This is a genomic window from Chryseobacterium cupriresistens (assembly GCF_046614675.1).
Lineage (GTDB): Bacteria > Bacteroidota > Bacteroidia > Flavobacteriales > Weeksellaceae > Chryseobacterium > Chryseobacterium cupriresistens.
The window spans coordinates 735,182-759,106 of the sequence record NZ_JBKKJT010000002.1 but is presented as its reverse complement, the minus strand read 5'-3'; the positions used below and the strand labels follow the sequence as shown (position 1 = coordinate 759,106).

Sequence of the window (23,925 nt, the reverse complement as noted above, 5' to 3'; positions counted from 1 at the left end):
AATTAAATTAGACAATTAAAGCACTATAACAAGTGTTAAAAATCAGTCCTCAGAATAAAATCTACTCCCATTTGGGCGTGCAGCAATGTGGTGTTGAATACCGGAATCTCCAGATCATTTTCCCCGATAATAATCGGAAATTCTGTACATCCCAATATGATGCCTTCAGCACCCATCGTTTCCAGGATTACAATCTGATCCAGTATATATTTTTTTGTTTCAGGCTTTAAAATACCAAGAGACAGTTCTTTTTGTATAATGGTATGAAGTTTTTCCCTGTCTTTCTTTTGGTCGGGTACCATTATATCAATATCATATTTATCTTTTAGGATTTTCTCAATAAATGGCTCCTCCATGGTAAATACTGTCCCAATAAGCCCAACTTTACGAAGTCCTTTCTTGCGGACTGCAGTACCTATCGCATCTCCGATATGCAATATGGGAATCATACTATGCCGTTGCACTTCATGATACACTTTATGGGGTGTATTAGCACAAAACATTGCTGCAGAGGCTCCGGCTTTATATAATTGATCGCAGGCTTCAATCAGCATTGCTGCAATTATATCCCAATGATCCGACTTTTGCAACTGATGCATAGAATACTGATCAAGATTTACTAATACAAGAGGAGGATTTGTATTATTACCGAAATAATCATTGATGGTTTGGTTCAGGTACATGTAATATTCCAGCGTTGAATGCCAGGAAAGACCTCCGACAAGACCTAATTTCCGTAAGGTGGGATGGTGCAGAGGATAACCTGAAGAACTTTGATTATAATTATTCATGACAGTTTTGTTTGCAGTTCTCTGCAGCCGGTACTTGTACTGCAAAGCCGGAAATCTCACCCTCTTCTTTACAAAATAATCGTATGCAATTTATAGGGAAGTACATTTTCTATTTTTTACCAAGATTAAGAAAAAAACAGAGAGAAGCATAATAATACCCTACAACATATATACGCCACTTTGTAGGTATACCCACAAAAACTACTCACACATAGTGCCTTTTTTTGTTTTTTGAAAACACACAATAAGGCGAATTACTAATCGATCCATTATGTAATAGGTTCAAAACCAATTTTTGGATTAATGATTCTTATCGTTAAAATTATTGTATTGAAATACAGGAAAATGGATAGCCCCAACTGACATGCATTCCTTCATTTATTATCCAAAACAGCAATTATAAACTCATTATGTATAGTCAATATTTTTTACAGCAACAACAAAAGAAAACATCATATTTTATTATTTAATTCACTATAATGGATGTAATACATTGGCATTTTTTAAAATCATGTATTTTATAAACAAATGAAAATGCACATATGATGTATATAAAACCTTAGCTAAAAACTACGGATTATAAAATTCAGATCATAAATTCTGATGTTCTATAGCTTTTCAGGATAAAAATTAACAAAGAAACCGAAACAAAAAGATTTGTTCCGGTTCTGTATTATCTATTCAAATTAGCCGATACATGGATATTCTTTTCAAACCTGCTATGGCTCCAATATAGATCTGAAAAAAAGATACAGATTTGTCTCGCTTTCCAGATTCAGTTTTTTCCGTATTCTGTACTTTTTTGTCTGTACAGATCTGTGCTCCATAGAGACACTCTGAGCAATTTCCTTTGACGAAAAGCCAAGCCATATCATGGCACAAAAAGTTAAATCCGATTTGGAAAGATTAGGATTTATTTTCAGCAACTCCCTGAATAATTCCGGATAGGCTTCCTGGAATTTAGGAAAAAAATCAGCTTTTTTTTCTCTGGCAAGCTGAATGATATTCTCATAATTTTCACTGAGTTTTCTTTTCAGGTCTTTTGTTTCTTCCCCTATTTCAAAAATTATTTGTTGACTTTCCGCCAGCTTTTTTTTCTTTTTTCTTACATGTAAATAAAAGTAAACGGTGATTAAAGTAACCAACAGCATTGCGATACCACTATACCACAGCGTGGTATTATTTTGTTTTTTAAACTGAACTTTTTCGTTTTCTCTATCTTTATTCAGTCTGTTGATGGAGAGGTTTACAGCCTGATTCTGGTTGGCATTAAGGCTGTCCTGCAATGAAATTGCCTTTTTCAGATATTCATTTTCTTTTTCAGCATCTCCTTCATTTTTATAAAGTCCAGACAGTTCCTTATAATTGTTAAGAAGAAGTTTAGGTCTGTTGACCTGCTTAGCCAATTCAATTGACTCCTTAATTGCGTTGATAGCCTCACTGCTTTTTCCCTGACTGTTCAGAAATATTCCATAATTCTGTAAAACAACAGCTCTCTGGAATTTGTCATGTTTAAAATTCCTGGTTTCTAAAAGCATAAAAGCCTTTTGAAAGTAATACCTGGCAGAATCAGGTTTCACCTCAAATATGGTAAAGTACCTTGCAACATTAGATATATCGAGAGGATTTGCTTCTATTTTTATAGCTTTATGCAGGTAAATAAGAGCAGAGTCAGGCCGGTCAACATTGTACATGTAAAAAGATCTGGTTGAATAGGCATAGTGTAAAAACAGACGGCAGTCACGGTTATCTTTTCTCAGCTTCAAAGCATAATTCACCGCTTTTGAATTGTATTCCAAAGCCAGCTTACTCACATCCATTTTACTATAAACCTGGGCATACTCCTGATTAATTTTACCGAAAAGAAAATTATCATTGCTTTTCCCGGATATATCTTCAGCCTTGTTTAAATATTCTAACCCTTTCTTTAAATTACCCCCAAATACATATCGGTTGGCAATATTGGCATATCCCATTGCTTCTCCTTCGCGGTAGCCAATCCGGATTGCTTCCTTTATAATTCCTTTGTTCCAACGGATAAGATCATCGTCAGATATTCTTGTCCGGAGTACTTCATTTGTTTTTATCAGTAAAGTATCAATATTCCTTTCTGTATATCGTTGTGAAAATAGTTGCGAATAACATATTATGAAAGAAAATAAAATTATTTTATTTATTTTTTTTAAAAAAAACATAATAACGAGTTATTGATTAAAGATAAAAAAATACTTATCATGACCAAATAAAATTATTATGATAAGTACATCAGATTAATATTCTCCAATTCAGAAAACAAGAAACAAGGCAAAAGTTTCCTATCCATCATAATTTACTGTTCTGTAAAGTATAATTACTCCTTTTTTGAATGTTATCTTTTCTCTGTTTTTATTTACACGAATAACAAGATTGAGAATCACATCAAAATATATGTTGTCTCCCGTTTTCACCTGCTACCGGTAATAAATTCAATTTTTTTCTTTTTTGCTTTAAAGAAATGATTCAACATTATTATTGGTTCCGGATGTCTGGAATCTCACAAAGAGATCAGCGATTCACTTTTCTTATATACATATCTATCTTATTTTTCACAAGGTTAAAAAAAAGTGATAAAAAATGCACAATAATAACATACATCGTACATACATCATCTTCTCAAATCCCTATAAACAAAGGATTCAAAAAAATCATACATCCTTACTACACCCACTTGAAAATGCACCCTATTTCCACCTGACAGCAAAAAAAAATTCTAACCAGAATCAACAGATGTATAAAACAGATGTAAAAATTATTATAACATTAGCTGTCTCTTTATTAATTTAAATCAATAACACCCTCCTTATCTTGATTTCTCCTCTATAAATCATGATTTAAAATTATATTGCTAAACCAATCTTCATTTACAACTTCTTATAATAAGCTGATAAAAGCAACCAGGGCAAAAAGCAAAGATAGTATTTCCCTCTTTAATTCACTGTAATGTGGTTTAATTTATTAACATTTTTTCCTTATATCATATATTTTTTCAATAAAAATACACTAATGATGTACCTATGATATACCCATGTTGTATCTATGATAAGCGTATAATATACTTTAAAACTTCACCAAGCATTACCTTTGCAACCAATCACAGTAAGTAAAGCACGTAGATAAAGTTCAGTAATATTTTCACTGCTATTATAACTGTTGATATAAGAAAATTATTAATTAACACATATTATGAAAAAAAATTTATTCGTAGTAGGATTGCTTGCTACCTTTTCATTGGCAAAATCACAGGTGGGGATTAATACCCCAACCCCCGCTGCAACACTTGATGTGACCGCTAAAAACAGTACTGGTACCGGTACAACAGTAGAAGGATTACTTATTCCAAGAGTAGACAGACAAAAAGCTCAGAGTATGACCGGGGTTCCGGTATCAACCCTTATCTATGTCAACAATATCGCTACGGGTACCGCTGCAGGTACCGCTTTGAATATTGATACCGTTGGCTACTATTATTACAATGGTACTGTATGGACAAAGCTGAGCACTCCCGTTAATATTTACAATGCAGATGGCACCCTTACCGGTAACAGAACAGTAACGCAGGGAGCCAATACCCTGGCATTCACAGGGACAAAAACCAATGCTTTTTCTGTCAATGGGAAAAATTTCTCCGTGGATGCTGCAAACAGCAGAGTGGGAATCGGTACCATCGCTCCTGCTTCTGCCCTGTCTGTTCAAAACAGTGCGGGAGCTACAACCAATACCATTTCTGCAGGAATTGAAAATTGCGGGGCTCCGTGTTCACAAGGAGTTTCAAGAAATATTACCCTCTATAATTTAAATAGCACCGGCGGGCAGTTTGCAGAGCTGGGGTTCATTCCATCAACATCTGAAACAGGACTATCAGGAGCAAGCATTACAGGAATCGACCGTGATGCAGCCAACAGCTATGCAGGATTACAATTTTCAACCAGAAATGCTACAGATTATGCGCCGAGACTGACCATCAAATCTTCCGGAAACATTGGTATCGGGACAACAAATCCTACTAGTAAGCTTCAGATTGAATCAGGAACAAGCGGGGCTTTGAAAATTGTAGACGGAACGCAAGGGACAGATAAGGTGTTAACATCCGATGCCAGCGGAGTAGCAACATGGAAAGCTCTACCGGCAGCACCTGCATCTGCCAATATCTATAACACGGATGGGTCTCTGACAGGAAACCGTACTGTTACCCAGGGAGCCAATACCCTTGCCTTTACAGGAACACAGACCAATGCATTTTCTGTGGATGGAACTACCTTATCTGTAGATGCTGCCAATGACCGTGTAGGTCTTGGTACTGCAACGCCTGACACCAAACTGACCATCAGCACCCCTGATAATAGTTTTGGTTTAAACCATACCAATGGTACAGTGAATCTGAAAACATATATCGGAGCAGGAGCAGGTTATGTGGGGACTACTACTTCAAATAATCTGAACCTGATGGCTAATAATAGTGCAAAAGTGGTAGTTACTCCTTCCGGGAATGTAGGGGTAGGAATCAATAGTCCGGATAATTCAGCATTGCTGGATCTTAATGCTGCCAATAAAGGACTCTTACTGCCAAGAGTATCCCTGTCATCTCCATCAGATGCCAGTACTGTTCCCGCACCTGCAAAAGGCCTTCTGGTGTATAACAACAATACAGCCATGTCACCTCAGGGAGAAGGAATTTACTATAACGGAGGAACAAGCGCATCACCGAACTGGGGTAAAATAGGACCTGTTTCAAAAATGTATTTTAAATATTATACTTTTACAAACCCGAACGGAGATTTCATCTCTAACTTCGATACCAAAATACCTGTTTCTTCATATACTGCCATTGTAGTGGGATTTGACACCAATAATCACAGTGATATCAATGCAGGCTTTAAAGGTAATGGTTCAACCGTTTTTGATTTTCAGGCACCAGATATCTATACTTTTCAGCAAAACGGAACCTGGAGGATTTATGCAGATGTCCCTAATGCAAATACTACATCAGGCAGTTCATTTGTGTGGGGAATCAGAGTACTGATTATTTCCAATGAACAAATGTCGAATCTGAGTACTGGCACTTATAATCTTGGAGGCAGCAGCGTCGGAGCGGCAACTGCTTCTCCCGTTCCATAGCAGTAACCAATAACTAAGTCATCTGGAACATATCCAGCTTCAAATACTCTTCAAAAAAAATTTTGAAGGGTATTTTTATTTATTGACCTGTCCTTTTTTAGTAATGAAGCTGTTTACACTTTTATATTCATTATTTTTAAATACAAAAGACCCAAAAGTTTTAAACATTCCATTTTTTTTAGAGTCAGACTTTATATAATAGCCCACTTAAGCTTTGTGAAAATCTTTGCCTGTTGAGCGAAGTTGAAATGTTTATCTCTTATGTGAGCTTTTGTGCAGTCTCATTTTAAACTTACTTAAGTAAACTCAAATGTTTTTAAATGAAATCTTTTGTGATTTTTGTGGTTTTGTAAAGTGTAAACAACTTTAATATTAGCTTTGACAGGCTCATCCTGACAACGTTTAAAAATTCCAGTTGGTATCCGGGTTGTCACCCTGAGCCTGCCGAAGGACTATCCATATGAAGACCTTTTGTTAATTATTAATCCCGGGTATTCATAAAAGAGACAAGTCAATAATTTTATTAAACCTGGATGATTATTAGTACCGTGAGATACCTGCTCATCCAGGCTTTATATTTTTACACTTAAAATATGCAGTAATTACATTAAGCCTTTTTACAATCTGTATTTCATTCAAAAATACCATTTATGATACCATCAATACCAGATGATGTATGAGCTTATATCTTTTACAGCTACAAGTAATTTCTTTTTTAATCAAAATCAAAAGAGCCTTTACAAAAGAGCTGCAGAATACCGGAACACCGTATTGCTAAGGTTTAAATATAAAAAGATAAAACACATTATAGATTAATTATTTCACACAACAATGATAATACAAAGTATAAAATACAGTGATTTCATCAAATGATGTACATGTGATGTATGTGTGTTGTATATCAAAAACATGCGACCACCTTAATAAATCTTATTTTTACTAAGGAAATCATGAAATAAATTGAAGATCAAAAAAACAATACTATACAGCACAATCTTTTTTATTTCATTTCAACAATTGAAATGAAAGATTGACAAAAAATATGTGAATCTGATATAGATATAATAGTAAAATGTAAGGAGACTCTGTTGCTATGATGGAGTTCCCGACAACAAAAAGAGATATTAATTTATTCTAATCTTAATTTCTTATATATTATGAAAAAAAATTTATTACTAGCCGGCTTGCTCACCACCTTTTCTCTGGTGGCAAAATCACAAGTGGGGATCAATACAAGTAATCCTCAGGGAATATTTAACATTGACGGATTAAAAAATAATCCAACAACGGGAGTGCCTTCAACAGCTCAGTCTACTGACGATTTTACTGTGATATCTAACGGTAATGTTGGGATAGGCACAGTATCCCCCACTAATAAACTGGTGGTAACGGGCATTAATGCCCAACCCTCAGCATTGGGCACAGCCAATACCAATGCTGCACTCAGAGTTGATGGAAATACCAGCCATGCGCTGGATTTCGGAACCTATGCCAACTCTCCTTATGGATCCTATATTTCAAGCCAGAACAAAACGGCTGCCACAGGTCTTCCATTAGTATTAAATCCGGTGGGAGGAAATGTAGGGGTTGCTACAGATTCTCCAGGAACAGCTTTGGATGTAAACGGAGCGATTACCAACCGTGAAACCGCTTTAGCTGTTGCGGGTAATGCTGTTACGATACCTGCCAATGTCAGCCAGGTACAACTTACCGGCGCTGCTACAGCAACCGTTACGGTTACTGCGCCTGCTGCCCCTAATGCAGGTCAGCGAATCATTGTTTATAATAATACAACAGGAGGTTTTGGCGCCTCATTAGGTGGGGTTACCATTCCCAATGGCAAAGCTTTGGAATATGTATACAGTAATTCAGGATGGAGATCTACGGATGGCGGATCTGTAGGAGCTACTCCGGTAAATCTCTATACTGCAGACGGTACTCTTACCGGAAACAGAACGGTAACACAGGGCGCTAATACCCTGGCATTTACAGGAACGCAGACCAATGCATTTTCTGTAGACGGAAATACCTTATCTGTGGATGCAGCCAATGACCGTCTGGGAATTGGAACCACTACCCCTACGAATAAGCTGGTGGTAGCCGGAATCAATGCACAGCCTTCTGCATTGGGTACAGCCAATACCAATGCAACCTTTAGAGTTGATGGGAGTACGAATCATGCTCTGGATTTCGGAACCTATACCAATGCCCCTTTTGGATCTTATATTTCAAGCCAGAATAAAACTTCAACTACGGGTCTTCCTTTAGCACTTAATCCTGTAGGCGGAAATGTCGGGGTGGGTACCAATGCTCCTGATAACTCAGCTTTGCTTGATCTTACTGCTACCAACAGAGGCTTTTTGCTGCCAAGAGTATCATTAACCTCAGTCACAGATGGAGCTACTGTTCCCTCTCCTGCAAAAGGGTTAATGGTTTATAATTCCAACACCGCCTTAACTCCCTATGGAGAAGGACTTTATACTAATTCAGGAACTCCGGCAGCTCCAAAGTGGGATAAATTAGCCCCTCAGACAACTGATTATCAACTTTTAGGAGTTTTTACGGATACGGCAACAGCTCCGGTAGGCCAGATAGCACTACCTTCTGGTACTACTGTAAATAATATTGATCTGGGATTATCTGTTTCGGTAACTATTCCAGCTAACAATACTGCTAAAATTGTTGTAGATTATAGCGTTCCGATGGGGACTGGAGTTCAGTATACTGGTGTACCTATTACTGGTTATTTTGGAATACGTTTTCTCAAAGATGGTATAGAAGCACCAGAGGGTTCCAGAAAATTTACCCTTCCGGAAGGAACTACTGGCTCTGAAATGGTTTCTGTCTCCGGAAAATTTAATGATACCTTTAACAATACCAGTGCTTCTCCTGTTACAGTAACCTATACTTTAAATGGGTATGCTGAAAGTAATTCTTATCCAGTTAGGTTTAATATGTGGTCCGCTACAGGAAGTAATTTCAACTGGGGTAAAGCTTCAATGGCTGCTACTGTTTTCACTAAAGATAACTAGTAAGTAAAAGCATCATCAATTACATCAATTACAAAAAGGTCTCTTGAGCTCAGCTCCAGAGACCTTTTTGTTTTATGAATTTAATTTTTGCAAGCTCAAAACACACAAAATCAATCTTTATGGTTAAAATAGTTTTACTATAAATTATTATGACTTAGGTAATTCCGGCGGACGTACTTTGTATTGATAACTGCTCAGTGTTTTTAAAAATGCTACGATATCAAACACTTCATCATCAGTTAAATTTAGTTTTTTTATCATTGCTGATTTACGAGGAAACTTATGATCATTGATCTGCTCTCCTTTTGGAATTTCCTTCAGCATTCCGGCATTATACATCATGACAACGTTCGCCAGCTCAGGGAAAAGCCCGTTATGCATATAAGGTTTGTTCTCAGAAACTTCTCTCAAGGCAGGGGTTTTAAATTTTCCTACATCTTCATTTTTATGGGTAACGATATATCTTCCCAGATCTTCATATGGTGTTCCATAATAAGTAAGCCCCAGATTGTGAAATTTCCGGTCAGAGAAATAAGGTGTATTGTGGCAGTTGATACAATTAGCTTTGGTTCTGAATAGATGAAGACCATTGATTTCGGAATCCGTTAAAGCATCTTTCTTTCCGGTAACAAACTGATCAAACCTCGAAGGCGGACTGGTCAGTGAACGTTCAAATGCGGCAATCGCTTTTGCAATCTTTTCTTCTGTTACGTCTTCGTTTCCGAAAGCTTTCAGAAAAAAAGGTTTATATTCTTTAATCTTACTGATGTTTTTTGTTGCCATAGACATATGAAGATTCATTTCTACCGGATTTTCAATAGGGGCTTTCACCTGCTCTTCCAACGTTGCGGAACGGCCATCCCAGAAAAGTGTTTTAGCATATCCTATATTTACCAAAGCAGGAGCATTTCTGGTTCCCGTCTGCCTGTTATGACCAAAAGAGACCCTGCTTCCGTCTGACCATCCTGTTTCGGGATTATGACAGCTGGCACAGGAAATTTGTCCGCTTCCTGACAATCTCGGATCAAAGAATAACATTTTTCCCAGTTCCGTTTTATCTTCGGAATAGGGATTATCTTCAGGAAAACTCATTTTTGGCAACGGTCCGATATCCTGAAACCCTTCTTTAGCTTCATCAAATAAATGAGGTGCCGGCCATTTACTCTGGTCCCCGCTGCTGTACAGTGTGCGAAGCTCTTCCACAGTATATCCTGCAGGATCATTAGAAGTATAACTTAGTAAACATAGTACTCCGGCAACTGCCAGAAAAGCAATATATCTTTCTTTCATTTATTTCAATAAAAATACTGAACCGTACAAAGATAGCTTTATTAGCATGCTCATTGCAAAAGTTTTTCAACGCTGCAACTATGGCGACTGAAAAACATGCTGAAAATTAAATGCATAAGAAGAGGAACCGTGTTCCTGCAAATATTCTAGCCGTTTCAATGCTTCATCTATACCAGGATATTCATTATTTTTAATCCACCACATCGCATAGTGAGCTTTTCCGTATTTTTGGAACCATTCTCTTCTTCTTCTCAGAAAATCAACGTGGAATGTTTTATAAGTAAAATGTTCCAGGGATTCTATGTTTTCCCACACCGATAAATTGATGATAACCTGTTCATCGTTTAGTGGATTAAAACTTGTAGCATTGTTTTCATCATCTTTGAGTCTCCAGATAAATCCGTCGCTTTTCTCTGCCAATTGGTTTACTGAATCCAAATGACTGACAAACTCATTCATCACCGGATCTTCTATGTTGGTTCCTATCATTCGGGCAACATTAATTTGGGCTAGCTGATACATTTTTTTATTTCTTTTATTCTGATTAATATTGTGTAAAAATAGCTCCTGTACTATTATCATAAAATAACTATCAATTTAGATACTATAGAAAAGATGGAAAAAAAATGTGAGTCCTTATTCGTTAATGTTGATCAGAAATCTTATCCCTGTGCTGTAAGTTTCGTCATGGATCTCATTGGAGGAAGATGGAAAGGGGTTATTCTCTGCCACTTAAAAAATGGGGATAAAAGGTTTGGCGAGCTCAAGAAAGACCTTTCTTTTATTACAGAAACAACTTTAAGTATTCAGTTGAGGCAATTGGAAAGAGATCAGCTGATAACACGAACGGTATTTGGAACAAAGCCTCCGGTAAAAGTTGTATATAGTCTTTCAGATTTGGGATTGTCATTTATTCCTTTATTGGATCACATCAATGATTGGGGTAAAATGATTCTGAAGGATAAAAAAGGTACTTAAAAACTGTAACCCTATTTCTGAGGGCAGTAAATATCCTGTAAATAAAACCCGGCAGCAAACTTTGTTTGCTGCCGGGTTGATTTATAATTAAATGTTAGTGTTTACATTTATTATTTTACTTCTTCGAAGTCTGCATCCTGTACATCTTCAGCTCCGGCGTTTCCACCAGCATTCTGAGCTCCTGCACCTGCATCAGCACCTGGCTGTTGACCCGCTGCGTATAATTCTTCAGAAGCGGCCATCCAGGCTGCATCTAACGCTTCAGTTTTAGCTTTTACGTCATCAGCATTTTTAGCTTCGAAAGCTGTTTTTAATTCTGCGTGAGCTGCTTCAATAGCTGCTTTTTTGTCAGCAGAAAGTTTCTCACCGAATTCTTTCAATTGTTTTTCAGTCTGGAAGATCAATCCGTCAGCTTTGTTGAAGATTTCAACTTCTTCTTTTCTCTTAGCATCAGCCGCAGAGTTTTCCTGAGCTTCTTTCTTCATTCTTTCGATTTCTTCGTCAGAAAGACCTGAAGAAGCCTGGATTTTGATAGACTGCTCTTTACCAGTTCCTTTATCTTTAGCAGATACGCTTAGGATACCGTTCGCATCAATATCGAATGTTACTTCAATCTGAGGAACTCCTCTTGGTGCTGGTGGAATATCTGTAAGGTCAAATCTACCGATTTCCTTGTTATCGTTGAACATTGGTCTTTCCCCCTGTCCTACTCTGATGCTTACAGCCGGCTGGTTGTCAGAAGCTGTAGAGAATACTTCAGATTTTTTTGTTGGGATCGTAGTGTTCGCTTCAATTAATTTTGTGAATACAGAACCCATTGTTTCGATACCTAAAGAAAGTGGCGTAACGTCAAGTAGTAATACGTCTTTTACATCTCCTGTCAATACACCTCCCTGAATAGCTGCACCAATGGCTACAACCTCATCCGGGTTTACTCCTTTGGATGGTTTTTTACCGAAGAATTTTTCTACTTCTTCCTGGATAATCGGGATTCTTGTAGAACCACCTACCAGGATTACTTCGTCGATATCAGAAGTTGATAAACCAGCATCTTTTAATGCTTTAGCAACAGGCTCCATAGATCTTCTTACAAGATCAGCAGATAATTGCTCGAATTTAGCTTTTGTTAAAGTCTTCACTAAGTGCTTAGGACCTGTAGCAGTAGCTGTGATATATGGTAAGTTGATTTCAGTCTGAGGAGAAGAAGATAATTCAATTTTAGCTTTTTCAGCTGCTTCTTTCAATCTTTGAAGAGCAATGGCATCAGCTTTCAAGTCTACCCCTTCTTCAGCTTTGAACTCGTCAGCCATCCAGTTGATGATCACATCATCAAAGTCATCACCTCCCAAGTGGGTATCACCGTTTGTAGACAATACTTCGAATACACCGTCTCCCAAATCAAGGATAGAGATATCGAAAGTACCACCACCAAGGTCATATACTGCGATTTTCTGATCTTTATGGTTTTTATCAAGACCATACGCTAACGCTGCAGCGGTAGGTTCGTTGATGATTCTTTCTACTTTAAGACCTGCAATTTCACCAGCTTCTTTAGTAGCTTGTCTTTGTGCATCGTTGAAGTATGCAGGAACAGTGATTACTGCTCTTGTTACTTCCTGACCAAGATAATCTTCAGCAGTTTTCTTCATTTTCTGAAGAGTCATTGCAGAAATTTCCTGTGGAGTATATTCTCTATCGTCGATTTTTACTTTTACTGTATCGTTTGGTCCGGCAACTACTTTATAAGGTACTCTTGTGATTTCAGAAGCATCATCTTTAAAGTGTGTTCCGATAAATCTTTTGATAGAGTAAACAGTTTTTGTTGGATTCGTTACAGCCTGTCTTTTTGCAGGATCACCTACTTTTCTTTCTCCATCTTCCGTAAAAGCTACGATAGAAGGAGTAGTTCTTTTACCTTCTGCGTTAGGAATAACAACAGGGTCTTTCCCCTCCATTACAGCAACACAAGAGTTGGTTGTTCCTAAGTCAATTCCAATTATTTTACTCATAATATTTTATATTTTTTCTATTTTTAATTTTAATTTACACTCTCAATTTCTCAATATCTGTACCATTCAAAAAAATATGACAAAATGACACAATAAAAATAAAAGCCCCGATAAAATCGAGGTTTTGAAATTATATTCAGGAAAAAAAATCATTTTTTATGTATGAAGATATGTCAACTTCTCCTTATGAGGTGAAAGATACTATTTACTTTCTTTTAAAACCCGGATTAAAAAATACCCAAGGTCAGGATCTACGGAATATATCCTTCCTGTATTAATGCCAACTCCCATTCCATTAGCTCCAAAACCTGCACCGTCTATTCCGATGCCTGAAAAGCTGTAGAATTTATTAAACTGCTCCGGCTTCCATTTTACCCATACTGCCATTCCTGTAATTCCTCCTTTTACTATTTTCACTTCTTCATTTTCCTTTAAAGTAATCGTTATAAATGTATTGTCTCTTATTTCTTTTTTCTCTCCGTTTAATTTAAACTTTGAAGTCTTTTCGCTGTTTATAACGGGCTCACCGATGATATAAATTTTATTTTTTTCAATAAGTGTACTTTGATGCCTGATGTCGGGATCCTGTATATAGTAAGTATCTATTACCAATTCGGATTCATTTTGATGATCTCCTTCTTTAAAACTCACAATGTGATAAGCATTAGCCCCTGTATTCTTTGCTTCATCAGCAATAGCTGTAAATAAATGTCCTAGATAAGTATTGGGATAATGCGCTTTGTACCTTCCTACAAATGCAGATTTATAGTTTTCCTGCTGCTGTAAAGGAATCATAAATTTCCGGGGAGACAGGTTGTCCAGATTTCCTTTTTCCAGAACCTCTACATATTGACTGCGCCCCCAACCAAATAACTGCAGCAGAAGTATGATTATCAATTTTTTCATGACTAAAAGTTTTTATAATTCCGGGAAATATTTTCAAATAATGAATAAATTTTTGATAATATCCTGATATAAATATAGCAAAAACAACTGATAACCAGATCTTTTACAAGAAGGCCCAATAAATAGAAGGAATTCTACATTCAATCTTCAAAAATTAATCAAAGTTTAACCTAAGAAATAGAGGCAGAATCTTTGTGAATTATTATTTTTGATAAAATATACACATTTAGAATGTCAATACACTTTAATCCCCGAGATATTACATGGCTTGCATTTAATGAAAGAGTTTTGCAGGAAGCCATGGATGAAAAAGTTCCCTTACATTTAAGAATACGTTTCCTCGGAATTTTCTCTAACAATTTAGATGAATTTTTCAGAGTGCGTGTTGCCGGATTAAAGCGCGCCATGGATTTTAAGGAAAAAGTGATTGCTGAATCTTTTTATCAGCCGCCATCCAAGATCCTTCAGAGAATCAATGAAGTTGTGATGAGACAACAGCTGAATTTCGATAAAACCTGGAAAAAAATCCAGACCGAAATGGCTGATCATAAAGTTTTTATTAAGAATGCCAAAAACCTGACAGCCAACCAAAAAGAATTTGTGAGACAATATTTCGATGAAGTGGTAGAATCCAATGTGATCCCGATTCTCCTTCACGAAAATACTCCTATGCCTTATTTGCGTGATAAAAGTCTTTATCTGGGAGTAGCCATGAGAAAAAAAGACTGGCAGTATTCCAGTAATTATGCCATTATTGAAATTCCTTCCCGTTTTGTAGGAAGATTCGTATTGCTGCCAACAGAAGATCCGGAAGAAAAAAATGTAATGCTTCTGGAGGATGTAATCGCCTTCAATCTTCCGCACATATTTTCTTATTTTGGATATGATGAATTTGCAGCCAATGCATTTAAAGTAACAAAGGATGCCGAACTGGATCTGGATAATGATATCAGAACCAACTTTGCAGAAAAAATAGAAAAAGGACTCAAAAACAGAAGAAAAGGAAAGCCTACCCGTTTTGTTTTTGATAAAGATATGGATAAAGCTCTGCTGGAACTCCTTATCAGAAAGCTGAACTTAACCAAGAAAGACAGCATCATTCCGGGAGGCAAAATTCATAATTTCAAGCATTTCATGGATTTTCCCGATGTTTTTGAAAAGTATGAAAGACCTGTAGAAAGAACCTCTTTTACGCATCAGGCGTTTGAGCATGGGGAAAGAGTGACAGATGTCATTTTAAAAGAAGATGTACTCCTTACCTTCCCTTATCACAAGTACAATCCGGTGATTGATCTTCTCCGTGAAGCCGCTATGGATCCGGATGTAAAATCCATACAAATTACAGCGTACCGTCTGGCAAGCAGTTCAAAAATTATCAATGCTCTGATTTACGCTGCCAGAAATGGTAAAGAAGTGACTGTGATGCTGGAGCTTCAGGCAAGATTTGATGAAGAATCCAACCTGGAATGGAAAGATATGCTGGAACCGGAAGGAATTACTGTGCTTGTAGGAATCCCTAATAAAAAAGTACATGCCAAACTTTGTGTCATCAAGAAGAGAGCCCACAATAAAACAATCCAGTATGGCTTCGTAAGTACCGGAAATTTCAACGAAAAAACAGCCAGAATATATGGTGATCATTTGCTGCTGACTGCTGACCGAGGCATCATGGCAGATATCAATAAAGTCTTCAATGTGTTGAAAAAACCGAAAGATGACTTTATTTCCATTTTGAAAACTTGTAAAAATTTATTAGTTTGCCCTCAGTTTATGCGTGAAAAGATTGTTCACCATATCGATAAGGAAATCGAAGAAGCTAAGGCAGGACGAAGAGCAGAAATCATTGTCAAAGTAAACTCAATGAGTGACCGCGCACTGATTGAAAAAATATATGAAGCTGCTAAAGCCGGAGTGGTAACCAGAATGATTGTAAGAGGTATCTATTGTGCCGTAAATCAAAAGGAATTCAAAGAAAAAATAAAAGCCATCAGTATTGTAGATGAATACCTGGAACACGCCAGAGTTATGTATTTTTACAATAAAGGGGCTGAAGACATGTACATTTCTTCCGCAGACTGGATGACAAGAAACCTTGACTACAGGATTGAAGCAGCCGCTAAAATCACTGATAAGAACCTTAAGAAGGAATTAAAGGATATTCTTGATATCCAGCTTAGAGATAACGTAAAAGCAAGGATTTTAGACAAAAAACTGAGCAATGAATACGTAAGAAATGATAAAAAAGAATGCCGATCACAAATAGAAACCTATAAATATTTAAAAGCTAAAACAAGCAAGAAATGAAGATAGCAGCGATAGACATAGGGAGTAATGCAGCCCGCCTTCTTATCAATGAGGTAAAGATCAATAACAGAAAGCCTGAATTTATTAAGCTGAACCTTCTCAGAATTCCTCTGAGACTGGGAATGGATGTTTTTACCATCGGAAAGATAGGTCCGGAAAGAGAAAAAATGGTCATTGATTCTATGAAAATCTTTAGTGACCTGATGAAAATATACAAAGTAGACCACTACAGAGCCTGTGCTACCAGTGCCATGCGTGATGCTGCCAACGGTAATGATATCATCAATCTGGTAAAAGACACATCAGGAATCAATATTGAAATTATTTCCGGTGATGAGGAAGCTACCCTGATTTATGAAAATCATGTTGCAGAAGGTCTTGATAAAGAATTTGCCTATTTATATATCGACGTGGGCGGAGGTTCTACAGAACTGACCTTCTACGAAAATGGCAAGATGGTTTACGAAAAATCTTTCAACATCGGAACAATCCGTCTTCTCAACAATCTTGTTACGATGGATAACTGGAAAGAAATGAAGGAGGAAATCAAGAAAAATATTGTCAGCAAAAAGCCAATTGTTGCCATCGGTTCGGGTGGAAATATCAACAAAGTATTCTCTATGAGCAAGACCAAAGATGGAAAACCAATGTCTCTGTCTCATCTGAAAAAGGTTTACAAAGAATTCAATGAACTTTCTGTGGAAGAAAGAATGACCAACTACAACCTTAGAGAGGATCGTGCCGATGTATTGGTACATGCCCTGGGAATTTTTAACAATGTCATGTCATGGTCTGATATCAATAAGATCTTTGTTCCTAAAATTTCCGTAGCAGACGGATTGATCCATAATATTTACAGTCAGCTGCGACATAAAAAGTAAAGCTTATAAAGATATTGAAGGCCAGCGCAAAAATGCGCTGGCTTTTATTTTAAAAGTTTTCCCCATTGTCATTGCGAGAAGCATAGCGACGAAGCAATCTGTATAATTAAGTTTTAGCTAAATCCAGTACAAGGCGGCTCATTTTTAAGGCGGGCTAAAGCCCATCCCTATTGAATTATTGAATCCAGACATTTAAGACAACATCTTTTATCTTTTATCTAAAATTTTAAAGTAAAACCCTATCCCTATCCGTCATATCCAATATCAATAGCAAAGCAATGAACCCAATCAAAATAATTCTTACAGGAGCTACGGGAATGGTAGGCGAAGGTGTTTTAATGGAATGTCTTGAAAACCCGGATGTTTCCGAAATCCTGAGCATAAGCAGAAAACCCTCCGGGAAAACGTATCCTAAGCTGAAAGAATATCTCGTCCCTGACTTTCTTTCGCTCGATCTGAATGATGAAAAACTAAAAGGTTATGATGCCTGCTTTTTCTGTGCAGGAATTAGCAGTATAGGCATGAACGAAGAAGAATACACCCAAATCACTTATGATACAACCCTTCATTTTGCAAAAGCTGTTTTGAACCAAAATCCTGAAATGGTGTTCAACTATGTTTCCGGGGCAGGTACAGACAGCACAGAGAGTGGAAAAATGATGTGGGCCCGTGTAAAAGGAAAAACAGAAAATGATCTGAAAAGAATGAATTTCAGAGGCGCTTATAATTTCCGTCCGGGATTTATGAAACCTGTTGAGGGTCAAATCAATGTAAAATGGTTTTTTAAACCTTTTATTTGGATTTTTCCTGTATTTTTTCAGTCAAAATCATTAACTTTACACGAAGTGGGTAGAGCAATGATCAATGTGACACAAAAGGGATACCCTACATCTACTTTAGAAATTAGAGATATTAAAAATTTAGCGCTATGAGAGACATGTTAAAAAGAATTGTTCTGGTTATTTTTGTACTCTTGCTTGTGACTGCTGTTTCAGGATATTTTTATATGCAGAAACATCCTTTGGAAGGAAATAAATCAGGTACAATTTTAAACTTTTCGGGAAAATCAGGAAAATAATTTCACTATAAAGTTTCTTATTCACATAATTTTTATCTTTTATTGGAAATAAACCTATTTTTTAAACATTTCTTAAAGTTCCATTAAAATAATTGCAAGGTATAAAGTTCATTTTTGTATTTATCTAATTGAAATAAAAAATGATCAACAACTACCTATTAAAAGGGTCTGTGATTGCCGCATTCTTCTTTCAGAGCGGTCTTTTCGGGCAGACACTGATTCATTACTGGAATTTTAATGATAATGCTTCTGCAGCCACAATTACGACCCCTACTTCTACGATGGTAAATGGTTCTCTTGCACCTATAACAGGAGGAACGAGTGTTATTGATTTTGCCGGAGGTACCGGACAAAATTTTAGTCTGCAAAATTTAAATGCAAGAAACGGTGATGGCTCCGGAGCCCATTTAAGATTCAACAATCCGATTGGAGGAGCTTTACAGTTTAATCTTCCTACAACGGGCTATAATAACATCATTGTTAAGTTCACCACCAGAAGATCCGGTCAGGGAGCAGGAACACAGACCTGGTCTTATTCAACAGACGGAACTACTTTTGTACAGTTTCAGACCGTGAATCCTCAGGATGCAGATCCCCAGCTGATAACACTCGATTTTTCTGCTGTACCGGGTGCTAATAACAACCCTAACTTTAAATTAAAGGTAGAATTTTCGGCAACAGGAGGAGGAACAGGCGGGAACAACCGTTTTGATAACTTTACAGTAGATGCCGTTCCTGCGGGAGGCCCTGATACTACTCCACCAACGGTTACTTATTTACCTGCTCACAATACCAATAATGCTTCGACGGCTTTAAATCCGACCTTATCTTTTAACGAAAATATAAGGCTAACAGATAATTCTGCGATCAACGATTCCAATGCACAGAACCTTATTGATTTCCGTCTGGGAAATTCTTCAGGTACCCCAATTCCTTTCACTACAACATTCACTAACAATACCATCACTGTAATTCCTGCTTCCGGACTTGTGCCGGGGCAGACCTATTATTTAGCTCTTAAGCCCAATGTGGTTGAAGATTTCAGTGATAACGGAATTACAACTGTCACTTCCACTACTTTTACTACTGCCGGAACAACAGTTGCTTTAGAAAAGAATTTTATTAAGGTTAATGAAAATGCGGGAAATCTTGCATTTAAAATCAATATTACCAATCCTTCGGCTTCTGCGGTAAACCTTGTTGTAAAACCCGCACCTTTCAGTACAGCTGACAACAATGATTTTACTTTAGCCAATCAGACTATTAACATTAGTCCATCTACAACGAGTTACACCGTCAATATTCCGATTATTGATGACACAGTGGCAGAACAGCAGGCTGAATATTTTGTAGTAAGTCTTGAAAATCCTGTGGGAGCTACTATTTCAGGAGACAATTCTGCAACCGTTTATATCGTAGACAATGATAAGCAGGCTCCGGTTCCTTCCCATCAGATTCAGCTGAATTATCTTCTAAGTTTTGACCCGTCAGGAAATAATAACAGTTCTACGGAAATTGTGGTTCATGATCCGTCAACACAACGCTTATTCACGATCAGTTCGATTACTGATGTATTTGATATTATTGATTTCAGTAATCCTTCAATACCTTCAGTCATAAAAACAGTGAATATGGCTCCTTATGGCGGTATCACAAGTATCGCTGTGAAAAACGGAATCATTGCAGCCGCCTCTCCCAATACTGATCCCCAGCAAAATGGATCTGTAGTATTTTTTGACATCAATGGAAATTTCCTGAAGCAGGTAACTGTAGGAGCTTTACCGGATATGGTGACATTCTCCCCTGACGGAACAAAAGTAGTTACCGCCAATGAAGGAGAACCTAATGATGCCTATACGGCAGATCCTGAAGGAACCATCAGCATCATTGATATTTCCGGAGGTATCGGAAATCTTACCCAAAGTAATGTAGCGACACTTAATTTTAATAGTTTTGATAATCAGGTAGCAGCATTAACCGCTACCGGTTTAAGAAAAGTAAGAACGAATAATACCCTTTCTCAGGATCTGGAACCGGAATATATAACCATCAGTGCCGACAGTCAGAAAGCATGGGTAACTCTTCAGGAAAACAATGCCATCGCTGAGATTAATCTGGTTACAAAAACCATCACAGGAATCTGGGGATTGGGAAAAAAAGACATGAGTATTCCGGGTAACGGTTTTGATGCCTCAGATAGTAATGGAGAGGTTTTAATTGCCAACTGGCCGGTAAAAGCTTACTATGTTCCGGACGCTGTACAGAATTATAAAATAGGAAACACCAATTATATTATAACCGCTAATGAAGGTGATGAAAAAGATCTTTCAGGATTCAGCGAAAGAACTACAGTAGGTGCTAACAGTTATACTTTAGATCCTGTATTGTTTCCGAATGCAGGTATTTTAAAAGCGGCTTATAATCTTGGCAGATTCAGGGTTTCATCTGCTACAGGAAATACGGATGGAGATTCGGAGTTTGAAGAAATGGCGGCTTTAGGAGCACGTTCTTTCTCTATTTTCAATGCTGATACTAAACAGATTGTCTACGACAGCGGAGATCAGTTTGAAAGATATATTTCAGCTTACCATCCTTTAATTTTCAATGCTGATAATGAGTCTAACGGTATTAAAAACAGAAGCCGCGCCAAAGGTCCGGAACCGGAAGGAGTTGCTTTAGGAAACATCAACGGACAGACGTATGCTTTCATCACACTGGAAAGAACCGGAGGTGTTATGGTTTATAATATTACGAACCCTAATAACCCTACGTTTACAGATTACAAACATTCCCGTTCTACTTCAGCATACGGAGGAGACAATGGTCCTGAAGGAATCATTTACATTGCCCCTGAAAATACAACAACCAATAAAGGGTATGTGATCGTTGCGAATGAGATCAGCGGAACTTTATCCATGTATGAAGTAGCCATGCCTGCTACGCTTGGAACAGGTGAGATAAAATCTGAACAGGCAACCTTCAATGTATTTCCAAACCCTGTCAACAAAGGAAATACACTTTATTTCAACAGAAAACAGGATTACGAATTGTACGATATGTCCGGAAAATTGATCGGAAAAGAAAAGAATGCTTTAACAATCAATACTTCTACGCTTTCTACCGGTGTTTATCTGGTAAAAACTTCAGAAGGACAGATCAAGAGAGTTATTGTAAAGTAAATATATATATTACAGCATACCATTCCATTGTAAAGCTTCGGATTTCCGGGGCTTTTTTGTTATTGGAATATACAATATGCCATATGAAGACTCTTTATTTAAGATGATTTAACTTTTGAAATACTTGGAAGAAAGCATTTTATATCTATATTTATCCCGAATAAAAAACCAATTCGCATGAAGAATATTAAAACCGCAGGAATTCTTACTTTCCTGTTGCTGGGAACAGCTACTGCTTTCTCACAATCAAGAAAAACAGAATCTACAAAAGGTGTGGAGAAAACCGAAGGCAATAAAGTGGTACATGTAGAAGGTGTAGGACATACACTCAATTATACACTCAGCGGAGGCGTTGTTGAGGTAGAAGGTGGTGATAACAAGCTTACGGTAAAAGGGAGTGCAAAAAAAGTTACAATCTCAGGAACAGGTAACAAAATATACATCGATAAAGTAGACAAAATATCCATGGAAGGTGGTGATAACACCGTTTACTACAGAACTTCAGGAACAAAATCAGGGAAACCGGATGTTTCTATTACTGGAGTGGGAAATAAGGTTGTAAAACAATAAAAAAACATTTTTCGGAATCTGAAAAATCTCATCCTAGACCTAAAGTATAAATTAATTAATAAACCTGACGGGTTTTAAAAACCCGTCAGGTTTGGTTCAGCTTGGTGAACCAAACTTCTTGCTATTAATACAAATAAAAGACAGTCCTTAAAAATTCCTGCTTATAAAGTATCTCCTTATGACCTTTTTCAAATAAAAATTTCAATCAAATTTATTATATTATTTGTATATTTAAATAACATTTTAATATTTAACAGTAAAACCATTTTACAGTTAAAAAACACAAAACCAAAAGAAATCATGAAAAAAGTACTATTGTTCTCATTAAGCTTATTTTTCAGCTTATATTTTGCTCAAGTAGGGATAAACACAAGCTCTCCCACTGCAACTCTTGATGTAAAAGCATTAACAACAGCCACAGCTCCTGCTATTGCTGAGGGATTAATCACTCCTAGATTATCAAGAGCTGACCTTATTGCTAAAGACGGGGCTTATAATTCCCCGCAAACAGGTACCTTAGTATATGTATTAGATACAACAGGTACCCTTACAGTAAAAACAAACAATGTTACTACACCCGGCTACTATTATTTTGATGGAACGATCTGGCAAAAAGTAATTACCTCTGTTCCCAGCGATACCAGTATATATAATACAGATGGTACGATACAAGCAAATCGTACTGTCGCCATGACTAATAAAACATTATCTTTTACGGCAAGTACCCCCAGTGTCAATCAATTTAATATTGACGGCACTACTTTTTCTGTAGATACACAAAATGACAGAATAGGAATCGGGACTTCCGCACCTACTACTAAATTGGATATTAATGGTAATGTGAGAATTGGGACTGCTGCAAGTTCCAATTCATCAACTAATGTTTCTACCCTTGTGAGAGACAACACAACAGGAGAAGTGAAAATTGCTGTTTCATCAACCGGAAATACATCACCGCTAAATTATATTGTTTATACAATTTCTAACGTTAATGGAGACTGGGTTGCTAATTATGACACTAAAATAAGCAGCACAGATTATACTGTGACAGTAGTAGGAAATAGTTTTAACACCTCTTTAAATACTAATACAGGAACAACACCTCCTACTTATGCTCCCGCAAATGTGTTTGCATTTACTTCTGCCGGAACATGGCGTTTATCAGCTGACTATTTAGCCACGGCTACTCCAGGTGGAGTGAATGGAACATGGACAATCTACTGCCTTGTTATCAATAATAGTGTACTTAAAACGCTTACACCAGTGTCTCAAAACTTAGGAGGATTAAATAGTGGAGCAGCAGCTGCACCTCCGGCAGGATTATAATTTTCATTTATTTCGTGAAAATATACCTAGAAATTAATAAACCTGACGGATTAAAAACACGTCAGGTTTGGTTCACCAAACTTATTGTTATTAATGCAAATAAAAAGACAGGCCTTAAAAAAAGCCTGTCTTTTTAAAAATATCTCAGATATAATTTACTCTACGTTGATTACCTTTTCGATTTCCGGAGCATGTTGTTTGATTGTATTTTCAACACCCAGTTTTAAGGTTGAAAAATTCAATGAACACCCGGAACAGTTACCTAACAGTTTTACAAACACCTGATTATCTTTCACATCAATAAGCTCAATATCACCTCCGTCTTTATTCAAAAACGGTCTGATGCTTTCCAGAGCTTCCATTACTCTTGTTACTGTATCTTCGTGCGTTATGTTTGTTTCCATATTTTTTCAGTTCAATTCGGTTT

The 23,925-nt window shown here is 37.0% G+C and carries 17 protein-coding genes; 10 read left to right on the top strand and 7 right to left on the bottom strand.

Annotated features, from left to right (window positions below; all coding sequences use genetic code 11):
- Positions 1–35: 35 nt before the first annotated feature.
- On the bottom strand, positions 36–791 hold the full coding sequence (locus ACLI50_RS08625) for an aspartate/glutamate racemase family protein (RefSeq protein WP_411413572.1): 756 nt from the start codon (positions 789–791) through the stop codon (positions 36–38).
- A 719-nt stretch (positions 792–1,510) separates the two neighbouring features.
- Entirely contained in the window at positions 1,511–2,986 is a 1,476-nt protein-coding gene (locus ACLI50_RS08620; RefSeq protein ID WP_202838823.1) for a LuxR C-terminal-related transcriptional regulator, read from the bottom strand.
- 1,027 nt (positions 2,987–4,013) lie between these two features.
- On the opposite strand from ACLI50_RS08620, the gene ACLI50_RS08615 reads away from it, so the two are divergent.
- Together ACLI50_RS08615 and ACLI50_RS08610 are read left to right on the top strand one after the other, a co-directional pair.
- Positions 4,014–5,945, top strand: coding sequence for a phage tail-like protein (locus tag ACLI50_RS08615; protein WP_202838822.1), 1,932 nt, complete (start codon positions 4,014–4,016; stop codon positions 5,943–5,945).
- 1,157 nt (positions 5,946–7,102) lie between these two features.
- Entirely contained in the window at positions 7,103–8,977 is a 1,875-nt protein-coding gene (locus ACLI50_RS08610) for a phage tail-like protein (protein ID WP_202838821.1), read from the top strand.
- 147 nt (positions 8,978–9,124) lie between these two features.
- Here the strand turns inward: ACLI50_RS08610 and ACLI50_RS08605 are convergent, their stop codons facing one another.
- Positions 9,125–10,267 carry a cytochrome-c peroxidase gene (locus ACLI50_RS08605; protein WP_202838820.1) on the bottom strand — a complete coding sequence of 381 codons (1,143 nt, stop codon included), beginning with the start codon at positions 10,265–10,267 and terminating at the stop codon, positions 9,125–9,127.
- Between the two features lie 78 nt (positions 10,268–10,345).
- The gene (locus tag ACLI50_RS08600) at positions 10,346–10,789 is read right to left on the bottom strand and encodes a DUF3291 domain-containing protein (protein ID WP_238349589.1); all 444 of its coding nucleotides are present in this window, start codon (positions 10,787–10,789) and stop codon (positions 10,346–10,348) included.
- A gap of 93 nt (positions 10,790–10,882) precedes the next feature.
- On the opposite strand from ACLI50_RS08600, the gene ACLI50_RS08595 reads away from it, so the two are divergent.
- On the top strand, positions 10,883–11,245 hold the full coding sequence (locus ACLI50_RS08595; RefSeq protein ID WP_202838818.1) for a winged helix-turn-helix transcriptional regulator: 363 nt from the start codon (positions 10,883–10,885) through the stop codon (positions 11,243–11,245).
- A 110-nt stretch (positions 11,246–11,355) separates the two neighbouring features.
- On the opposite strand, the gene dnaK is transcribed toward ACLI50_RS08595, so the two are convergent.
- A complete protein-coding gene (gene dnaK, locus ACLI50_RS08590; protein WP_202838817.1) occupies positions 11,356–13,254 on the bottom strand; it encodes a molecular chaperone DnaK in 1,899 nt (632 codons plus the stop codon).
- Positions 13,255–13,455: 201 nt separating this feature from the next.
- On the bottom strand, positions 13,456–14,160 hold the full coding sequence (locus tag ACLI50_RS08585) for a hypothetical protein (protein WP_411413571.1): 705 nt from the start codon (positions 14,158–14,160) through the stop codon (positions 13,456–13,458).
- Between the two features lie 231 nt (positions 14,161–14,391).
- Here ACLI50_RS08585 and ppk1 point away from each other — a divergent pair, with 231 nt between their 5' ends.
- From ppk1 to ACLI50_RS08550, 7 genes are all read left to right on the top strand, one after another.
- A complete protein-coding gene (gene ppk1, locus ACLI50_RS08580) occupies positions 14,392–16,464 on the top strand; it encodes a polyphosphate kinase 1 (protein ID WP_330747403.1) in 2,073 nt (690 codons plus the stop codon).
- Positions 16,461–17,345: a Ppx/GppA phosphatase family protein gene (locus ACLI50_RS08575; RefSeq protein ID WP_202838815.1), complete on the top strand. Its 885-nt coding sequence runs from the start codon at positions 16,461–16,463 to the stop codon at positions 17,343–17,345. The genes ppk1 and ACLI50_RS08575 overlap by 4 nt, the downstream gene beginning before the upstream one ends.
- Positions 17,346–17,623: 278 nt before the next feature.
- Positions 17,624–18,277: an NAD-dependent epimerase/dehydratase family protein gene (locus tag ACLI50_RS08570; protein ID WP_202838814.1), complete on the top strand. Its 654-nt coding sequence runs from the start codon at positions 17,624–17,626 to the stop codon at positions 18,275–18,277.
- On the top strand, positions 18,274–18,423 hold the full coding sequence (locus tag ACLI50_RS08565; protein WP_156106575.1) for a hypothetical protein: 150 nt from the start codon (positions 18,274–18,276) through the stop codon (positions 18,421–18,423). Before ACLI50_RS08570 ends, ACLI50_RS08565 begins: the two co-directional genes overlap by 4 nt.
- 140 nt (positions 18,424–18,563) lie before the next feature.
- On the top strand, positions 18,564–21,602 hold the full coding sequence (locus ACLI50_RS08560) for a choice-of-anchor I family protein (protein ID WP_411413570.1): 3,039 nt from the start codon (positions 18,564–18,566) through the stop codon (positions 21,600–21,602).
- A gap of 177 nt (positions 21,603–21,779) precedes the next feature.
- Positions 21,780–22,172, top strand: coding sequence for a DUF3060 domain-containing protein (locus ACLI50_RS08555; RefSeq protein WP_110009976.1), 393 nt, complete (start codon positions 21,780–21,782; stop codon positions 22,170–22,172).
- Positions 22,173–22,472: 300 nt separating this feature from the next.
- A complete protein-coding gene (locus ACLI50_RS08550) occupies positions 22,473–23,498 on the top strand; it encodes a phage tail-like protein (RefSeq protein ID WP_343643228.1) in 1,026 nt (341 codons plus the stop codon).
- A 155-nt stretch (positions 23,499–23,653) separates the two neighbouring features.
- On the opposite strand, the gene ACLI50_RS08545 is transcribed toward ACLI50_RS08550, so the two are convergent.
- Positions 23,654–23,902, bottom strand: coding sequence for a NifU family protein (locus ACLI50_RS08545; RefSeq protein ID WP_002977212.1), 249 nt, complete (start codon positions 23,900–23,902; stop codon positions 23,654–23,656).
- Positions 23,903–23,925 lie beyond the last annotated feature (23 nt).

Bases quoted from the DNA above. Each gene is read 5' to 3' on its own strand.
- ACLI50_RS08625 (WP_411413572.1), bottom strand. From the start codon at position 791: ATGAATAATTATAATCAAAGTTCTTCAGGTTATCCTCTGCACCATCCC.
- ACLI50_RS08620 (WP_202838823.1), bottom strand. From the start codon at position 2,986: ATGTTTTTTTTAAAAAAAATAAATAAAATAATTTTATTTTCTTTCATA.
- ACLI50_RS08615 (WP_202838822.1), top strand. From the start codon at position 4,014: ATGAAAAAAAATTTATTCGTAGTAGGATTGCTTGCTACCTTTTCATTG.
- ACLI50_RS08610 (WP_202838821.1), top strand. From the start codon at position 7,103: ATGAAAAAAAATTTATTACTAGCCGGCTTGCTCACCACCTTTTCTCTG.
- ACLI50_RS08605 (WP_202838820.1), bottom strand. From the start codon at position 10,267: ATGAAAGAAAGATATATTGCTTTTCTGGCAGTTGCCGGAGTACTATGT.
- ACLI50_RS08600 (WP_238349589.1), bottom strand. From the start codon at position 10,789: ATGTATCAGCTAGCCCAAATTAATGTTGCCCGAATGATAGGAACCAAC.
- ACLI50_RS08595 (WP_202838818.1), top strand. From the start codon at position 10,883: ATGGAAAAAAAATGTGAGTCCTTATTCGTTAATGTTGATCAGAAATCT.
- dnaK (WP_202838817.1), bottom strand. From the start codon at position 13,254: ATGAGTAAAATAATTGGAATTGACTTAGGAACAACCAACTCTTGTGTT.
- ACLI50_RS08585 (WP_411413571.1), bottom strand. From the start codon at position 14,160: ATGAAAAAATTGATAATCATACTTCTGCTGCAGTTATTTGGTTGGGGG.
- ppk1 (WP_330747403.1), top strand. From the start codon at position 14,392: ATGTCAATACACTTTAATCCCCGAGATATTACATGGCTTGCATTTAAT.
- ACLI50_RS08575 (WP_202838815.1), top strand. From the start codon at position 16,461: ATGAAGATAGCAGCGATAGACATAGGGAGTAATGCAGCCCGCCTTCTT.
- ACLI50_RS08570 (WP_202838814.1), top strand. From the start codon at position 17,624: ATGAACCCAATCAAAATAATTCTTACAGGAGCTACGGGAATGGTAGGC.
- ACLI50_RS08565 (WP_156106575.1), top strand. From the start codon at position 18,274: ATGAGAGACATGTTAAAAAGAATTGTTCTGGTTATTTTTGTACTCTTG.
- ACLI50_RS08560 (WP_411413570.1), top strand. From the start codon at position 18,564: ATGATCAACAACTACCTATTAAAAGGGTCTGTGATTGCCGCATTCTTC.
- ACLI50_RS08555 (WP_110009976.1), top strand. From the start codon at position 21,780: ATGAAGAATATTAAAACCGCAGGAATTCTTACTTTCCTGTTGCTGGGA.
- ACLI50_RS08550 (WP_343643228.1), top strand. From the start codon at position 22,473: ATGAAAAAAGTACTATTGTTCTCATTAAGCTTATTTTTCAGCTTATAT.
- ACLI50_RS08545 (WP_002977212.1), bottom strand. From the start codon at position 23,902: ATGGAAACAAACATAACGCACGAAGATACAGTAACAAGAGTAATGGAA.